Consider the following 16,613-nt stretch of genomic DNA (forward strand, 5'->3'; position numbering starts at 1 on the left):
GCTGTGTTAGGTATTATTTAGAAGTTATAACCTACAGATAATTTCAAGGTTCGAGTTGGACCAGCTAGTTGGCCATTATGGGCGCCATTACTTGCAGGAAGCTCTTCCCCAGCACCACCAAACCAGGTGTCAGACACCCCATAATTTTTAGTGTTAAGTAGATTCAATACATCTAAACGCACATACATAGCACCTACACCCATATTAAAATCTTTAGATAAAGACAGATCCACTTGTCGATATGCCCAATCGCCAATCAACACATTTTTTTCATCTTGATAACCAATGGAATAACTACAATCTGACCAACCCGCTCGACAATCAGTACCGTAAAAAGGTGCGGCTGACTTTAATGTCAGTTTTGTCGCCATTTTTATTTGCCATGGCAGATCATAGGTGAGACTCGCCACTAGGACGTGATCACTTATACCTGCAGAAGCATTGGTGCCAAACCCGTCGATGTTAGGGTAATCTAATGCAAATATTTCACCAAATTGACGGTTTTCTGTGGCGTCTGTGTAAGTGTATGTAAGCGCTCCCCCCCAATTAGAACCTTGGTCATGGGCTTTAGTCAGCTTAACGTGTACTGAGTCGCGATCTGATTCCAATCCATTGTTACCCAATAACAAATTACTCAAGTCGTCGCTAGGGATATTATCACCCCAAGGTACTCCCCAAGTAGTGTCAGGAGCGAAAAAGGTGCCGTCTGTACGGCGATTGCCTATTTGATACATAAAGCCGTCACGAGTTTCGACCCGAGTAAAACCAAACTCGGTACTAAAATCTTGATAGGTACTGCGCACACCAATACTGTATTGATCTGCATAAGGTTGCTTAAGGTTGTTATTTAACATAAACACCTCTCTGCTACCTGTTGCAGTTGGCTGATCAAGGGTTGTTAAATACGCTTCGGTGAAAGGAATACAAGGCGCATTACAGGGCTGTAAATGATCGCCTGAAAAGTTGACAGTCCGTTTCGGGAATGTGCCTTTGGTGGTTTCTAGCTGTAGGTTGTCAAAACGGTTTCTATCGTAAGAGCGTCCATAGCCGCCGAACAGCAAATGGGTTGCGTCTTCGGTCAGTAAATAAGAAAAGCCAAGACGGGGTTCCCACTGCACATCGTTACCGCTGCGTTCATTGCCAGTACTTATGTAATCGCTAATTTGGTAATCGGTATTCTCGATATTTGGCCAATTGGTTACCGCATTCACTACATCTTCAGGTGTCTGGTAATCAGTGTACAGAGGCGAATCTTCATAGCTCAAACGTAGACCTAGATTCAACTCTAGACGATCATTTACAGCCCAGTCATCCTGAATATATAAACCAAACTGTTTATTTTTCGACACTGCCGCGCCGTTACCTATTGTGCCAAGTGCTTGTCCATATTCTACTTTGTATGGCACAGCCGTCATAATAGTAGTGCTGTCATCAGCGGATATGTTGGTGGCATCGAGTACATAGTACACTTGTGGATTGGCTGGGTTTTTCTCGATCGCGGTCAATTCAATCGTTTTATAATTAAAGCCCATTTTTACTGTATGTTCGCCATTCCAAATGATATCAGTGAAGGTTAAATCATTTTTAATGGACCAACCTTTTTGGCCTTTTTCTTGGAAATCAGGACCAGCACCAAGGTTTATAATCCCACCTGAAATTTGGTCATCAGTGCCAATATAATATTTGGCGCCAAATCCAGATGTTCTAGCGTGAGGGCTCCATACTGCATCTTCATAAGTAAGGGCAATATTATTTGACCAAGAGTCACCCCAATATTGATGATTCACAGTTAAGCGTAAATCATCATTTTCTTTATCGGTGCCATATTCCGCGGTGTTTTCACCACCTATACCTGTTACTTCAACTTCATCACGATATTTGACTGAGGCCGATAAATTTTGGTCATCGTTGATATTCCAATCCAATTTAGCAAAAAATAAATCCTCTTCAAATTTAGCCGTAGTTGCACCGACGTTTTGAGCGATAGCATCCTGTAAAAACTGCGGATAATTATCCACCAAGTCTTGTCTATTGACTCTTACTTCCCGCAAATCATCATTCTGTTTACGCTCATAGGTAGCAAAATAATGTAATGTATCTTTAATGAGCGGGCCCGCCAGCCAAAATCCAAATTGCTCCTGTTGACTGTCTGCTTTTTCACCATTAGTTTCTTCGATAGGGGTCTTTTCACGTAAGCCTGAATCAGTGAAGTCATAGAAAACGCCACCCTTTAATTCATTGGTGCCTGATTTAGTCACAGCAACAATAGCAGCGCTGGAAACCTGTTCAAACTCAGCCTTATAATTTGACGAAATGATACGGTATTCGCCAATTGCGGTTTGTGGGAAAGGATTGCCTCGACTACTATCCTGACCTGAGATACCACTTTTTAAGACATAATCTTTTTGTCCAATACCATCAATAAATACATTCACTGCACTTGCGGTTTGCGCGCCGCTGCTCACCTTAATACTGCCATCAGCTTGGCTAACACTTAAATTTACGCCGGGGGCTTGGTCTGCAAAGGCCAAAAAGTTACGGTTTATTTGCGGTAAACGTTGAATTTGCATTGCTGAAACACTAGTGCCCACTTCAGAGGTCACATCAAAGTTGTTTGTATTGCCGACTATACTTATGACTTCAATGTTTTCATCACTTGTAGATGTCGCAGAATCATCTAGATCCATCACCTTTGATTGTCCAACCTGAATATTGAACACATCACTTAGTCGGGCAGACTCACCGATTTGAATACTGTAATTTCCGGGCTTTAAGCCTGTTAATGTGTAATTGCCGTTTGCATTGGTGGTGACGTTTAATTTGTTGCCGGTATCAACATTGATAATGGTGATATTTACGCCTTCGCTAGCCGATTGACCCGCCAGGATAACGTGACCTTTAACCGATGAGTCACCAACATTTGCATTGGCAATAGGCATTACACTTACGCTGCATCCCAAAATGGCTGCGGCTATTAGGTTAGTTTTCTTGTTGCATTGAATTCTCATGATTCCCTCAACTGAAGCAAAAATATTAAAATAAATACTTTATTGTTATGTAAATGTTAAATCATAATGTATACGTATACAATAGAAATAAAATTAATCCTGTTTTCACCCTAAACACACAAATATGCATTTGCACCAGCATAGATGAGGTAATATTCTTGAATGGAAAAAATTTAAAATACGTGAACAGTAGGGCAGTGTTATTTGGTCTTTCAATAACCAACATTCTCTGTCCGAAAAATCTTAGATAAGCAGCAGTCAGGCTTTGAATATCCCATTAGCATGCTACTTTGTTGAATATGAAATAGTGAATCGCCTAAGGCCAAATGTTATGATCCATAAGAATAAGTCATTTTAAATAGATGAATAATTTGTGACCAAATTAAATGTAAATGACATAGCGTTAATAGCGGGTGTCAGTAATGCTACCGTTTCTAGAGCATTTAGAGAGCCCCATAAAGTTTCCCAAAAAACCCGGGATAAAGTTATGAACGCTGCCAACAATCTTGGTTTTACACCTAGTCGATTAGGTGCGAGTTTGAAACAAGGCCGAACCTTTAATATTGTGGTTTTGGTTCCCGATATTACCAATCCATATTTTTCTCCTGTTGTTCGTTCAATGGAAAGAACTGCAAATTTACGGGGGTATTCGGTACTCTTAGGTGATACTCAGGACACTCCAGAAAGAGAACAATCTTACGCAAAGATGGTTCAATCTAAACAAGCCGACGGTATTATCATTAATTCACAACGTCTTCCTTTTGATTTAAATTTTAATACTACAATTCCACCTTTGGTCAGCGTATCTGAGCTGGTAGAAAATGAAGATATTTACCGTGTAGGAGTCGATAACGTGGCCATAGGAAAGTTAGCCACATCCCATCTTTTAGAGCTGGGACATAAACGTATTGCGGTTATCAGCGGAACTAAAAACCTGCAAAGTTGTAATGACCGATTGCAAGGTTATAAATTGGCTTTACAGCAGGCTAATATTAGTTACGACCCTAATTTGGTTTATTATGCAGAATATTCACCTGAAACCGGAGCACAAGTAGCCAAACAACTGGTCACTGATTTTCCGGATATATCTGCTATTTTTAGTTTTGGCGATTTAATGTCGATTGGCATTTTACATATGCTGAGTAAATTAGGGTTTAAAGTACCGCAACAAATTTCAGTTATCAGTGTCGATAATATTTCCCAGGCTCCATTTTGCAACCCACCACTGACAACAGTTGCTCAACCAATGGACCAAATAGGTGAACTGTCAATGACAACCTTGATAGATCTTATTGAGAAAAAAGCACCGCAAAATAAACTGTCATTATTACCGCACTTCCTTGTATGTCGTGAAAGTACTGGGCCATTCATTGCTCGCAAATAAAACTAGGTATTTGAGTCTGTATTCCTAAAGATCCTATTGAAGGTGCTTTTCAATAGTGTTTCTTTGTTTAACCCAATAACTGGCTATCAACACAGAAATAACTGCTATCACCGCTGAAACCATAAAGGTTTTTGATGAACCTTGCTGCCATAAATAGCCACTCAATACTGAACCTATTGCAGTGCCTCCACCCAAACAAACGGTGCAGTAAATTACCATTCCTTTGTCTTGATTTTTATCCGTAAATTGTTGGCGAATAAGCTCAATAACTGACGAGTGTGTGGCGCTAAAAGTAAAGGCATGAAAAAGCTGTGCAATAAATAATAGCGGTAACAATTCGACAAAAAGTGCCACAAATACCCAACGAATTGCCGTTATAAGTAAACTAAAAATGAGCAGTCTATCTGCACCAAAATTGGAAATTAATCGATAAGAAAAAAGAAACATTATCACTTCCGCTATTACCGCAACAGACCATAAGTTTCCGATAGCGCCCATTCCTATATCGTGTTCCTGCAGGTATAAACTAAAAAAGCCGATATAAGCCCCCTGACTTATTTGTGCAAAAAAAATGGCTGTAAATAAACCCACACATCCACTTGCTTTTAACGTACTTAAAAAGCCTAGCGTTTGGGCTTTCTCGCCACTATATGCTCTGCCAGGCAGCATCTGTGTGCTAATCAACATAAAGAAGATGAAACAGCTAAGAATAATCGGGAAATTATCGATGGCAATATATTCAAATGCCAAACCTAAGCCGGAGACAGACACCACAAAACCTATAGATCCCCACAGCCTAATCTGACCATAGTGGGACGATAAATGTCCTAAATGTGAAAGTGTTAATGATTCTAATAAAGGGTTTATCCCCTGCCAACAAAAGCTTAAAAATAAAATAAACAATGAGGTTGACAAAAAAGTATGCAAATCAAACAGCGTGAATGACCAAATGAATGCTAACAAAATGCCAATTTTGATGATTTTTATCGAATTCTCAAATCGGTTATTTAATTTGTCCCAAAAAAAAGGCGCTATGATATTAGACATTAACAATAACGCACTACTGATCCCTATCTGACTGCTCGTGAGTCCAATAAAATCTAGGTAGATCCCCCAGTAGGGTAAAACAAGCCCCAATATCAAACAGTTAAAAAAATAAACACTTGAAAGACGCCAATAAGGCAAGGATTGCTCTTTTAATAACGAAGGGTAAAACGTGATTTTCATATAGAGAAAAGGCTATTTGAGAAGGCTGCTATTGATAACATTTACTCATCATATGATAGAACTACCATGAGCTAAAGGCTAAATTACTGTCTTTGAACCCAAACCTATGGCGAGTGCCATTAAGCCGTTGTTGAGGTTTTCTTTTCTGAGTGATGCTTGAATGGGACGTTGTTGCACTATTGTGATGGCGCGTCTTGCATTGGCATTTTCGATGTTTGAAGGGGGGAAAATAGATTTGAGTGCAACACTTATGCGTTGTCCGTTTTTATCGGTAAAGTGTTTTGCGCTAGCAGCGGCGCTATTGGTCATCTCATAAAAATCCGCGATAGGCTAGGAGGCAAAATTAGGCAACTTATAAAAAGGTGTTTTATGATCAAGATGGCAGAGCCAGAGAGATCCTCACGGTTATTCCTAACGAAATCCCATTCGTCCAACAACAATTGATAAAATCCGATAGCAAAACATTCATAATTAAAATAAATGCCTCTGTATGTACTTTGTAATCGTCTTGTAGCGCGAATGTAAACGCGTAGAGGCCTAACCGTTTGAAAAAAGAGGCTACTTACCTCGTTTAGTGATGCTTGAGCGTAAAATATTTAGTGGCATACTAAATAAAAATAATCACTCGAGAATGCTCTATGGATGCGGAAACACGCAGTTATCGACGGTATGTACTGTTTATACTTACCTTGGTTTATGTATTTAATTTTGTCGATCGACAGATTTTGGTCATTCTACAGGAGCCGATCAAAGCTGAGCTTGGCCTGTCCGACACTCAGCTTGGTTTATTAACCGGTTTTGCCTTCGCTTTATTCTACGTTGTAGTGGGTATTCCGATCGCTCGCTGGGCAGATGTTGGAAATCGCCGAAACATTGTCAGTCTGGCCTTGGTGGTTTGGAGTGGTATGACTGCGGTATCGGGGTTGGCACAAAACTATGTTCAATTGCTGCTCGCAAGGATTGGTGTAGGTATAGGTGAAGCGGGGGCCAGTCCTCCCTCTCACTCGATGCTTTCTGATTATTATGCCCCTGAAGAGCGTGGCGCAGCCATGTCTATTTACAGCATGGGGTTGTATATTGGTATTCTGGTTGGCCTTTTATTAGGTGGTTGGTTGGCCGACAAAATTGGTTGGCGTATGGCGTTTTTTGCTGTGGGGTTACCCGGTATATTGATGGCCGTTGTGGTGCGTTTAACGCTTAAAGAGCCTCCTCGTGGTGGCGCTGACATGGTGTCTGATCCTAGTGTTGGCGAAAGCTTTACTTTTAAAGAGACGCTTAGTTATCTATGGAAGTCTAAGGCTTTTCGAACGGGCTCCTTCGCAGCCGGTTTCTGTGCCTTTGCGGGGTATTCTACATTAACCTTTATTCCTTCTTTCTTAATTCGCAGTCATGCAATGAGTGTCTCGGAAGTGGGTGTTGCCCTAGGTCTTATAATTGGTGTATCAGGTATGATTGGCGCCATCAGTGGTGGCTACTTGGCAGACAAGTTGGGCAAGAGCGATATACGTTGGTACATGTGGGTTCCAGGCTTGGGGGCCCTAATTTCGTTGCCTTTTAGTATGTTGGCTCTGACCCTAGAATCGTTGAATGCGGTATTGGTCTGTATATTTATCAGTAATGTGTTTATGTCCTGTTATCTCGGTCCAACCATTGCGATTGCCCATCATTTGGTAAAGCCATCTATGCGAGCCACAACTTCAGCTATTTTGTTCTTTATACTTAATATAGTGGGCTTGGGTTGTGGACCTGTGGTAACGGGGATGGTCAGTGACTATTTGGCACCAGAGTATGGTGTAGAATCGCTGCGTTATGCATTGATTTTTTCTAGCCTTGTTGTGCTGATCGCTGTTGTTCAATATATTCGCAGTGGCTCAGCATTATCAAAACATGCCGATGAGGGACGTCAAGCGGATGCTTGACATCGATTCAAAGCTCGCCATTTATTAGGTGAATTTGCTATTGGGGAATAAGTTACATTTGGTGTATTTTTTTTGAAATGTGACTTTGCAAGGAAAGAGCAAAGTCACATTCAAAATTATCGGGGGTAAACGTAAGGAGCTGGATCCTGCCTTCGTTAGGTAAAACTAAGTGCGGTACTCTGCATTAATCCGAACATAATCGTAACTAAAGTCGCAACTCCAAATTGTGGCTTTTTGCGTGCCGCGATTAAGTTTTACAGTGATATCAATTTCAGCTTTTTGCATGATTTTTTGACCCGCTTCTTCAGTATAACTCTGTGCTCTTCCGCCTTTTTCTGCCACCAAAACCTCTGCAAAATAAAGCTCGATATTATCGACATCAAGATCCGCAAGAGACGCACAATCACGCGATGCATAACCAATTGCCGCCAGCACTCTGCCTAAATTAGGATCGCAAGCAAACATCGCCGTTTTGACTAATGGGCTTTTTGCTATGGCATATCCAATCGCTTTTGCTTCATCATGGGTTAGGGCACTTTCTACATTCACTGTAATAAACTTGGTCGCGCCTTCACCATCTCGTACTATCGCTTTAGCTAAATATTGGGCGCTTTCTAATAAAGACTGAAAGATAACCTCAAATCCTTCATCTTCACGGCTAGTGATTTCTGTGTTTCCGGCCTGACCGGTGGCAATCATAATAAAAGAATCATTGGTCGAGGTATCACCATCCACTGAAATACAGTTGAAAGATAAGTCCGCAATTTGTTTAGTGATCTCATCTAACAATGATTGAGAAATAGCCGCGTTGGTTGCGATAAATCCAAGCATAGTGGCCATATTAGGGTGGATCATTCCCGCCCCTTTAGAAATACCTGTTACTTGAACAGAGTGTTCACCAAGCTGACAAGAAGTTGCGTATGCCTTGGGTGCAACATCGGTTGTCATAATTGACCAAGCGGCTGGGTGCCAGGCATCTTCTGATAAGCGGCTAACAGCTGGCGCTAATCCGGGCAACAACTTATCCATTGGCAAGTGTTCCAAAATAACCCCAGTAGAAAAAGGCAAAATAGAATTAACCGGAACCTGTAATAGGTTTGCCAGATGTTCGCAGGTAGCAATAGCGTCTTGCATGCCTTGCTCACCGGTTCCTGCATTAGCATTTCCAGTGTTGATCACTAAAGCTTTTATTTGAGCTGATTCAGTTAAGTGTTGTTTACAAATATGAACTGGTGCGGCACAAAATCGATTTTGGGTAAAAACACCAGAAACACGGCTTCCATCGGCCACTTCAATCACTAATATATCTTTGTGATTTGCTTTTTTAATATTGGCTTCGGACCAACCTAAACGAACCCCTGGCACGGGTGGTAATATTTGATTTTCAATAGAAGGTAAATTTACAGGCATATTCAATAGATGAGATAATAATAGTTGCCGCGAATACTACTTTTCCTAGTGATGATATGCAAAAGCATTGATAGTTAAATTTAAGTCACGACAACTAATTTCCATTTTAACTACTTAGGGTGACATACTTTTGTTGATCTCAGCCTAAAAACACCATTAAGTTAATATCAAGCGTATAAGCCCAAGGTCTTATTCCTTTATTTTGTCGACAGTTCTATAGTTAGTACAATATTTCGCCAAAGAGATAAAAAAATGGATTATGTCACTAAACACAAATATTCAACTCAATCGCCCGATGTATACTGGAAAGAACAAGCAGAACTCCTTACTTGGTTTAAAAAGCCAGAAGTAATATTGTCGACAAATAGTGATGATTGGCACGACTGGTATGCTGATGGAGAGCTGAACACAAGTTATCTTGCTCTCGATTATCATATTGAACAGGGACGTGGCGAACAGATAGCGCTTATTTACGACTCGCCCGTCACTAATCAAAAACAACAATTTACTTATCACGAGCTTACTGAGCAAGTTGCCAAATTTGCTGATGTATTGCGTGCACAAGGTGTTGCAAAAGGTGATCGAGTGCTGATTTATATGCCGATGATCCCACAAGCAGCAATAGCGATGCTCGCGTGTGCTCGATTAGGTGCGATACACTCTGTTGTGTTTGGTGGTTTTGCGGCTCATGAATTGGCCGTGCGAATTGATGATGCCAAGCCTAAAGTCATTGTCAGTGCCAGTTGTGGCGTGGAAATTGATAAAATAATCCCTTATAAACCCTTAATTGATCAAGCCATTCTTAGTGCCGCTTTCAAACCTAGTTATTGCATTGTTTTTCAAAGAGATATGCTTAAAGCAGAGTTACAAGAAAATCGTGATTTCAGCTGGCAAGCGTTAATGGTTAATGCCGTACCCGTGCCGCCAACGCCAGTAAAAAGCACCGACCCGCTGTATATTTTATATACATCAGGCACCACAGGAAAACCCAAAGGCGTAGTGCGTGATAACGGTGGTCACGCCGTTGCCATGCTTTATAGCATGCGGCATGTGTATGGTATGCAAAGCGGTGATGTATTTTGGGCTGCCTCTGATGTAGGTTGGGTGGTGGGTCATTCGTATATTGTTTATGGGCCGTTGCTGGCAGGTTGTAGCACCATAATGTATGAAGGAAAGCCAATTAGAACACCAGATGCCGGCGCGTTTTGGCGGGTATGTGAAGAATATAAGGTTAAGGCACTGTTCAGTGCGCCTACCGCCTTTAGAGCCATCGCAAAAGAAGATCCAGAAGCTGCATTGATGCAAGACTATGATTTATCTTCATTAGAACGTTTATATTTAGCTGGAGAGCGTTTAGATCCAGCAACCTATCATTGGTTAAAAGAAAAAACCCAAGTCCATGTGATTGACCACTGGTGGCAAACCGAAACGGGCTGGGCAATTGCTAGTATCCCATTAAGTACACAACAGCAAAAAACTAAAGCTGGCTCTGCTGGTTTACCCGTACCTGGCTATAATGTGGAAATTTTAGATGAACACGGCAACCCCACTGAAGCTAATAAGCAGGGCTGTGTTGCCATCAAGTTGCCATTGCCGCCTGGATGTTTATCGACAATATGGCAGAATTCTGCCCGTTTTAAAGCCGGTTATCTGACTTCTCAACCTGGCTATTATGTTACCGGTGATGGTGGTTATATTGATGATGAAGGTTATTTATTTATCATGGGTAGAACCGATGACGTTATCAATGTTGCAGGTCACAGACTTTCTACCGGTGAAATGGAAGAAATATTAACCGATCACCCAGCAGTTGCTGAGTGTGCGGTAATCGGAATTCATGACGACCTAAAAGGACAGGTACCATTAGGCCTAGTGGTGCTCAAAAATGGCATTAGCCAAACAAATGAAGAATTGGTCAAAGAGCTTAAAGCGCGGATTAGGGCTGAAATTGGCGGCATTGCCGCGTTAAAAGATGTCTTAGTAGTTGAAAGATTACCTAAAACCCGCTCCGGTAAAATTCTTAGAAAAACGCTTCGGCAAATAGTTGATGGAGAAGAGGTGATGGTGCCTTCTACCATTGAAGATCCAGAGGTTTTAGCTGAACTTTCTCCTATGTTGAAAATGGTAAGAGATTAAGTAACCTGAACTCGGGAGATAAGTCATACCGTCCAAAAACGCTATTATTGTGCCTATATTCGTTGAATATGTCGGCAATTGCCGACAACATCGAATTCAGGTTAGTCATGAATTGGGTGGTAGAAAAATGGCTTAGGGTGGGTAATTTAAATCAATATTGCAGAGCCGTTAAGTACCTAGATTAATCCCTATAGATATAAGATTTTTTAGCTTTTGATACATAGCTACAACCTATGAGAATTGTCATCCCTACAAACCTCATCTGTAAATTCAAGTTCGATCGTTGTATGGACGAATTCAAATACTTTAAGTTCCTTTTGTAGCTGGGTTTTTAGGTTTTTAATATGTGCCACAGTGATCTCAGCATTTAATACAAGGTGCACTGTCATCACACTATGCTCACCGTCTAATGACCAAATATGAAAATGATGTAGTTCTTTTACCTCTGGCTTAGAGGTGAGAATACTTCGCACCTCATGTAACTGTTTATTATCTGGTGTGGCTTGAAAGAATAACAGTATGGTTTCTTTCAAGTTTCTGCCAACGTTAAACAAGATAAACAGTGTGAAACCAATGGATAAAACGGGGTCTAATATTGGCCAAGGCTTGAACATCAGTACTATCGAAACAATCAGTACGGCCACCCAACCTAAAACATCTTCGAGTAGATGCCAGTTAAGCACACGTTCGTTGAGTGAGTTACCTTCGCTTAACTTATAGGCAGCAAATCCATTCACTGCGATACCAAATATTGATAGTAATAACATGCCCTCAACTTGGGGCATTTCTGGCTCGATCAGTCTTGGGATCGATTCAAGTAAGATCCATATTGAGCCAAGCGTCAGCACCATACCGTTGATTAATGCGCCTAATAATGAAAAACGTTTGTAACCATAGGAAAAAGTATTGTCTGCCTTTTTGTCACTGAGCTTATTCAACACCCATGCGCTGCCAATAGACAAACTATCACCTAAATCATGAACTGCATCGGCCATGATGGCAGTACTGTTAGTCAACCATCCACCAATGAACTCGATAATAGTAAATACGACATTAAGAAAAAATGCCCAACCAATTCTTCTAGAGGCGTCGCTATTGCTGTCGGTTGCATGATTGTGGTTGTGACTATGCATAATTAATTTCTACCAATGGAGTTTGGTTTTGCTGAGATACAGACGTAAGTCGCAAATTACTATTCCTTAAGCCAACTGATTATGGTTTCAGTATTTGGAATAGAGCCGCTATGTACTAGTTTTTCATTGACTACAACCGCGGGAGTACTCATGACTCCATAACTCATCAAAACTTGCGGGCTTGTCTCTTTTGTGACTGTGGCTTTTACATCAAGCTGCCCTGCCATTTTTTCGATAGCTTCAGCGGTTTTTTTGCATTTTGCGCAACCACTGCCAAGCACTAGGATATTTTTCATATGTGATACCTCAAATGATACTTCAAATATAGGGGAGAAAAGCGTTAAAAATCCAACCAACAATGGTAAATGAGACTAATAACAGTACAAATAAAATAGCTAATAACTTCCATTGCATAACTTGTTTTAAAAGGATGAATTCAGGAAAGCTTGCGGCTACTGTACTCATGCAAAAGGCTAGGGCAGTGCCTACTGGAAGGCCATTAATTATCAAACTTTCCATAACAGGAATGACACCAGTCGCATTTGAATATAATGGGATCCCGAGCAGAACCGCAGTAGGTACAGACCACCATTGGCCTTCACCTAAATTAGCACTAATCCATCCTTCTGGTACAAAGCCATGCAGAGCAGCACCAATCCCTACGCCTATGATGACCCATATCCATACCCGAGCAAATATTTCTTTAGACTCAGTTATCGCAAACTTATGCCTATCTGTAAAAGTCAGTGTGACATTATGCCCTGATGAATTTGTGGTGCCAGCGCTAGTTTGAGCGCGCTTTAATGCATCAGCTGCAAATGATTGAAGCCAGCGTTCAGCCTTGATCATATCGAGGAATAAACCTCCTAATATACCGACAGATACACCAATAACGATATATAAAATGGTGAACTTCCAACCTAGTAAACTCACTAATAAAAGTACCGCAACTTCATTGATCAATGGAGAAGTAATCAAAAATGCCATGGTGATCCCAACTGGAATACCTGCAGAAGTAAATCCAAGGAAAATGGGGATACTCGAACAGGAACAAAAGGGTGTGATTGCTCCAAAAGCAGAACCCATTACATACCCGACACCCCTATGTTTACCCGCTAAATAATCACGAACGGCCTCTATATTTAGGGATGCACGCAAAAGTGCTATTACATAAATCATTATGATTAAAAGCACATATATTTTGCTCACATCTTCGATGAAAAAATGAACGGCATCACCCAACTTACTATCAGTTGATAAACCAAAAATTGAGTATGTCAGCCAAGCCGCGAAATCTGTGAATATTTGAAACATTATGATTGTCCCAACCATGGATGACTAGTATTGGAGGTATCAGCTAATTTGCATTTTCTGATTATTCTGTCGAATGACAAGCATATATCTTTCTTAGTTTTTGATACTGACCTGTATCAACATTTTACAGTGACCGGATTTAAGGTATGTCTTTGGCTCGCAAGCAATAGATATGAGCTAGGGGAGTTGCAATAACTGTCTCGCGATTAATTAAAACGGATGGCCTGCTACAATCCTTAATTTATCCCTAATTTACACCAATATCTGCAAGCCAAAACACTCTACAATTTATTTGAAATTAACATGAGGGTTTTTATAAATACATTAAAATGCCCTACTGCTTGTTAAAGTGGCTAGCTTGTTTAATCAATGCCCATCCGGCAAACACAAAATTAATCCCTACCATCATACCTAACACCCAACGGGCATTGCCTGAAAGATTAGTCAGAATGATGAAGCCAAGTGCGCAAGACAATAATCCACTTATCAGCAACCAAACCCAAGTTGATGCAGGTCTAAGTTGCAAAGCTAATATAACTTTAAATATGCCTTCTGCAATAAATAAAATAGTCAGCAGTAAGGTTAGTGTTATTAGTCCTTGCAGGGGATTCAATAATAAAGAAAATGCCACCAAGCAATACAACACACCAATGCCTGCTTCCCACCAAAAACGACTAGAACCTTTACTACGCAGCGCATGTATTACCTGAGCGATGCCTGCAAGTAATATCAGCCAACCTAGTATTAGTTCAATAGCTAGGGCGGCAGCCATGGGCAGGATAAGGGCTAACACACCGACCACAAACAAGACAATACCAGTGTTTCTAATGCCTTTAACATGAAGCTGCATAAATTCGTTAAAATTGATTTTTATTTGTTGTTTTTTTGAATCCAAAATAATCGCCTTTTTGGGTTAGTTTTAGACAGTCAAGGTAGCACAAGATTAATAGGGGCAGAGCATTTACATTGATAGGTACTTATAAATACATAGAAATTAAAATTTTTGGTGCAGAAACAAAAGATAATCTAATAGGTCATTTTTATCACAATTTGGCTAGAAAACGCATTAACTAGTGACTTGTATATCGGATAGTTAAAGTACGTTTCTAACTGGTTGATTTAATTGTGATTTTTGTTGGCCTCATACTTGCTATCTTCAAGTGAAGCATACAACTCATAACAATGTCATCAGGAGACTAAAATGGACCAAAAAACTAAAACAACATTAGCTAATCTGGATACTTGGAAACGCGGTTTATTTATGGTTGTTTTTACCATAATTTCGGGAGTGGCAAAATTGATTGTAACCTTGGTTGCACTTTTTCAATTTATCACGCTTCTTTTTAAGGGGCAGACTAATGAAGAAATGATACCTTTTGGTCAAAACTTAAGTACCTATCTGTATCAAATTACCTTGTTTTTAACCTTCAAAACTGATGATATGCCATTTCCATTTCGCCCTTTTCCTGATGGCACACCGGAATTAAATATTAATGAGGGTAATGAAGGAAATAACGCCACTAACGAGACTACGACAATAAATGATGAAGCGCCTGTTGATGTCACAGAAGAAGATGTCAAAGATGAAATAAGGGCGGTAAAAGATACCAAGGATGATGCAACTAATGGGTAAAACCAATTAGGGGGATTTCGCTTTATGCTGTCCGATAGTTGTTCTTTTAAAATTCAATATGCTGGCTGTTCGATCTTCAAATTTTGGACAGTTTAGCCATATTTTAATGTTTTGGGGCTAGGTATAGTAAACATTCTAGCGGGCTTAATAAGAAGCATCAAAATGAATTTTAAATTACTAAAAGTGTTGATAACTATTTCCTTATTCAGCACAACTTTACCTGCTATGGCTAATTTAATCACCAATGGTAGCTTCGAAGATACCACTGTGGGCAATGGACAGTGGGCATGGTTTAATTCATCGGGCGTAAACGGCTGGCAAGGAAGTAATATCGAGATATGGAATAATTATTCCATATTTTCAGCAGCCGAAGGCAATCAGTTAGCTGAGCTTAATGCTCATCCATCCAATGGTGAGGCCTTTTCAATCTTTCAAACCTTTGATACTACGGCAGGCATAACTTACGATCTTAGCTTTTCTTATGCTGCTAGGAGCAGTAATAATGAAGCATTTCTACTTAATCTTTTTGCAGCAGATAACACTGATATGTTATCTCAATTGATTGATGACCACGAAGTTAAAAAATGGAGTCAATACAACAACAGCTTTAAAGCGACTAGTGGATCCACAACTTTAAGGTTTACGTCGGTTTATCCAGAGTTTGCCACAGTAGGAAATTTTTTAGACGATATTAAAATCATCGCATCAACTGCTAATAAGCAATTAGCTGCCGAGGTGCCAGAACCCAGTGGTTTATTTTTAGCCGGATTTGGTTTGTTGTTTATGATGCGCAAAAAATTTAAAGGCAAAATCACTCAAAATAAATAGCTTGTGAGCAGTTATGATTGTGTGAAATCGCCTTTTTTGAAGGTGTATAAAACAATTGCGATTAGATCCAAACAATAAAGCAGTCAGGTTCACTGTTTATTGCTTGGATGCTCGAATTAATTTTGCTACCGAGCTTGCGGTCGCTGTTAGCTCATTAGCTTCGTTATAGAGGTGACCTTCCATAAAAGCTGTTTTGTAGCTTTGTTTTATCACCCAGCCTACAACGCGAAGTTTTCCTGCTCGGGTTGCCTCAAGGTAAGATGTTTTTATTTCGAGAGATGAGACACTTACAATTTCTTGATCGCCGATAAAAATAGCATGGCTCATGGCTGCATCAAGCATGGCGGTAACAAATCCACCTTGAACAATATCAATTGAATGGCAGAAGTCTTTACTGATATTGAATTCAAAGGTACAAGATGTTTTTTTAGTATCGAAATCTATGAGTTCCCCACCAAGCATTCCAAGGAATTTTGGAGCGCGGTTGTTTATTTGTTCAATAGCCATTTTTTTGTTCTTCATAAATACCTTTATTTTTAATTAATATTGTAAGAAGAATAATGGTGATTTTTGCTCGATGCAACAGACGCTACAAAAAGTGGCAGAGTTGATTCAAACTAA

At 40.2% G+C, this 16,613-nt stretch carries 14 protein-coding genes; 5 read left to right on the forward strand and 9 right to left on the reverse strand.

Annotation, left to right across the window (positions count from 1 at the left end; translation table 11 throughout):
- Positions 1–17: 17 nt before the first annotated feature.
- Positions 18–3,008, reverse strand: coding sequence for a TonB-dependent receptor (locus GARC_RS22175; RefSeq protein ID WP_081587605.1), 2,991 nt, complete (start codon positions 3,006–3,008; stop codon positions 18–20).
- Between the two features lie 373 nt (positions 3,009–3,381).
- Between GARC_RS22175 and GARC_RS22180 the strand changes: the two genes are divergently transcribed.
- Positions 3,382–4,392, forward strand: coding sequence for a LacI family DNA-binding transcriptional regulator (locus GARC_RS22180; protein ID WP_039990238.1), 1,011 nt, complete (start codon positions 3,382–3,384; stop codon positions 4,390–4,392).
- A gap of 33 nt (positions 4,393–4,425) precedes the next feature.
- Here GARC_RS22180 and GARC_RS22185 read toward each other — a convergent pair whose 3' ends face one another.
- Entirely contained in the window at positions 4,426–5,619 is a 1,194-nt protein-coding gene (locus GARC_RS22185; protein ID WP_007624724.1) for an MFS transporter, read from the reverse strand.
- A 78-nt stretch (positions 5,620–5,697) separates the two neighbouring features.
- A complete protein-coding gene (locus tag GARC_RS22190) occupies positions 5,698–5,928 on the reverse strand; it encodes a hypothetical protein (RefSeq protein ID WP_007624726.1) in 231 nt (76 codons plus the stop codon).
- 329 nt (positions 5,929–6,257) lie between these two features.
- On the opposite strand from GARC_RS22190, the gene GARC_RS22195 reads away from it, so the two are divergent.
- Complete coding sequence (locus tag GARC_RS22195; RefSeq protein ID WP_007624730.1) at positions 6,258–7,538, forward strand: spinster family MFS transporter; 1,281 nt, start codon at positions 6,258–6,260, stop codon at positions 7,536–7,538.
- 165 nt (positions 7,539–7,703) lie between these two features.
- Here GARC_RS22195 and argJ read toward each other — a convergent pair whose 3' ends face one another.
- Entirely contained in the window at positions 7,704–8,948 is a 1,245-nt protein-coding gene (argJ, locus tag GARC_RS22200; RefSeq protein ID WP_007624732.1) for a bifunctional glutamate N-acetyltransferase/amino-acid acetyltransferase ArgJ, read from the reverse strand.
- A 252-nt stretch (positions 8,949–9,200) separates the two neighbouring features.
- Between argJ and GARC_RS22205 the strand changes: the two genes are divergently transcribed.
- The gene (locus tag GARC_RS22205; protein ID WP_007624735.1) at positions 9,201–11,084 is read left to right on the forward strand and encodes a propionyl-CoA synthetase; all 1,884 of its coding nucleotides are present in this window, start codon (positions 9,201–9,203) and stop codon (positions 11,082–11,084) included.
- A 224-nt stretch (positions 11,085–11,308) separates the two neighbouring features.
- Here GARC_RS22205 and GARC_RS22210 read toward each other — a convergent pair whose 3' ends face one another.
- From GARC_RS22210 to GARC_RS22225, 4 genes are all read right to left on the reverse strand, one after another.
- Positions 11,309–12,217, reverse strand: a complete 909-nt coding sequence (locus tag GARC_RS22210; RefSeq protein WP_007624740.1) for a cation diffusion facilitator family transporter — start codon at positions 12,215–12,217, stop codon at positions 11,309–11,311.
- A 59-nt stretch (positions 12,218–12,276) separates the two neighbouring features.
- Positions 12,277–12,513, reverse strand: coding sequence for a thioredoxin family protein (locus GARC_RS22215; RefSeq protein ID WP_007624741.1), 237 nt, complete (start codon positions 12,511–12,513; stop codon positions 12,277–12,279).
- Positions 12,514–12,535: 22 nt separating this feature from the next.
- The gene (locus GARC_RS22220) at positions 12,536–13,531 is read right to left on the reverse strand and encodes a permease (protein ID WP_007624742.1); all 996 of its coding nucleotides are present in this window, start codon (positions 13,529–13,531) and stop codon (positions 12,536–12,538) included.
- A gap of 334 nt (positions 13,532–13,865) precedes the next feature.
- Positions 13,866–14,426, reverse strand: a complete 561-nt coding sequence (locus GARC_RS22225) for an HdeD family acid-resistance protein (RefSeq protein WP_007624743.1) — start codon at positions 14,424–14,426, stop codon at positions 13,866–13,868.
- Between the two features lie 306 nt (positions 14,427–14,732).
- Here GARC_RS22225 and GARC_RS22230 point away from each other — a divergent pair, with 306 nt between their 5' ends.
- On the forward strand, positions 14,733–15,164 hold the full coding sequence (locus GARC_RS22230) for a DUF4389 domain-containing protein (RefSeq protein ID WP_007624744.1): 432 nt from the start codon (positions 14,733–14,735) through the stop codon (positions 15,162–15,164).
- Positions 15,165–15,326: 162 nt separating this feature from the next.
- The gene (locus GARC_RS22235; protein ID WP_007624745.1) at positions 15,327–15,992 is read left to right on the forward strand and encodes a DUF642 domain-containing protein; all 666 of its coding nucleotides are present in this window, start codon (positions 15,327–15,329) and stop codon (positions 15,990–15,992) included.
- Positions 15,993–16,088: 96 nt separating this feature from the next.
- Here the strand turns inward: GARC_RS22235 and GARC_RS22240 are convergent, their stop codons facing one another.
- Complete coding sequence (locus GARC_RS22240) at positions 16,089–16,514, reverse strand: PaaI family thioesterase (RefSeq protein WP_007624746.1); 426 nt, start codon at positions 16,512–16,514, stop codon at positions 16,089–16,091.
- Positions 16,515–16,613 lie beyond the last annotated feature (99 nt).

Origin of the sequence: Paraglaciecola arctica BSs20135 (assembly GCF_000314995.1) — a bacterium.
Taxonomy (GTDB): domain Bacteria; phylum Pseudomonadota; class Gammaproteobacteria; order Enterobacterales; family Alteromonadaceae; genus Paraglaciecola; species Paraglaciecola arctica.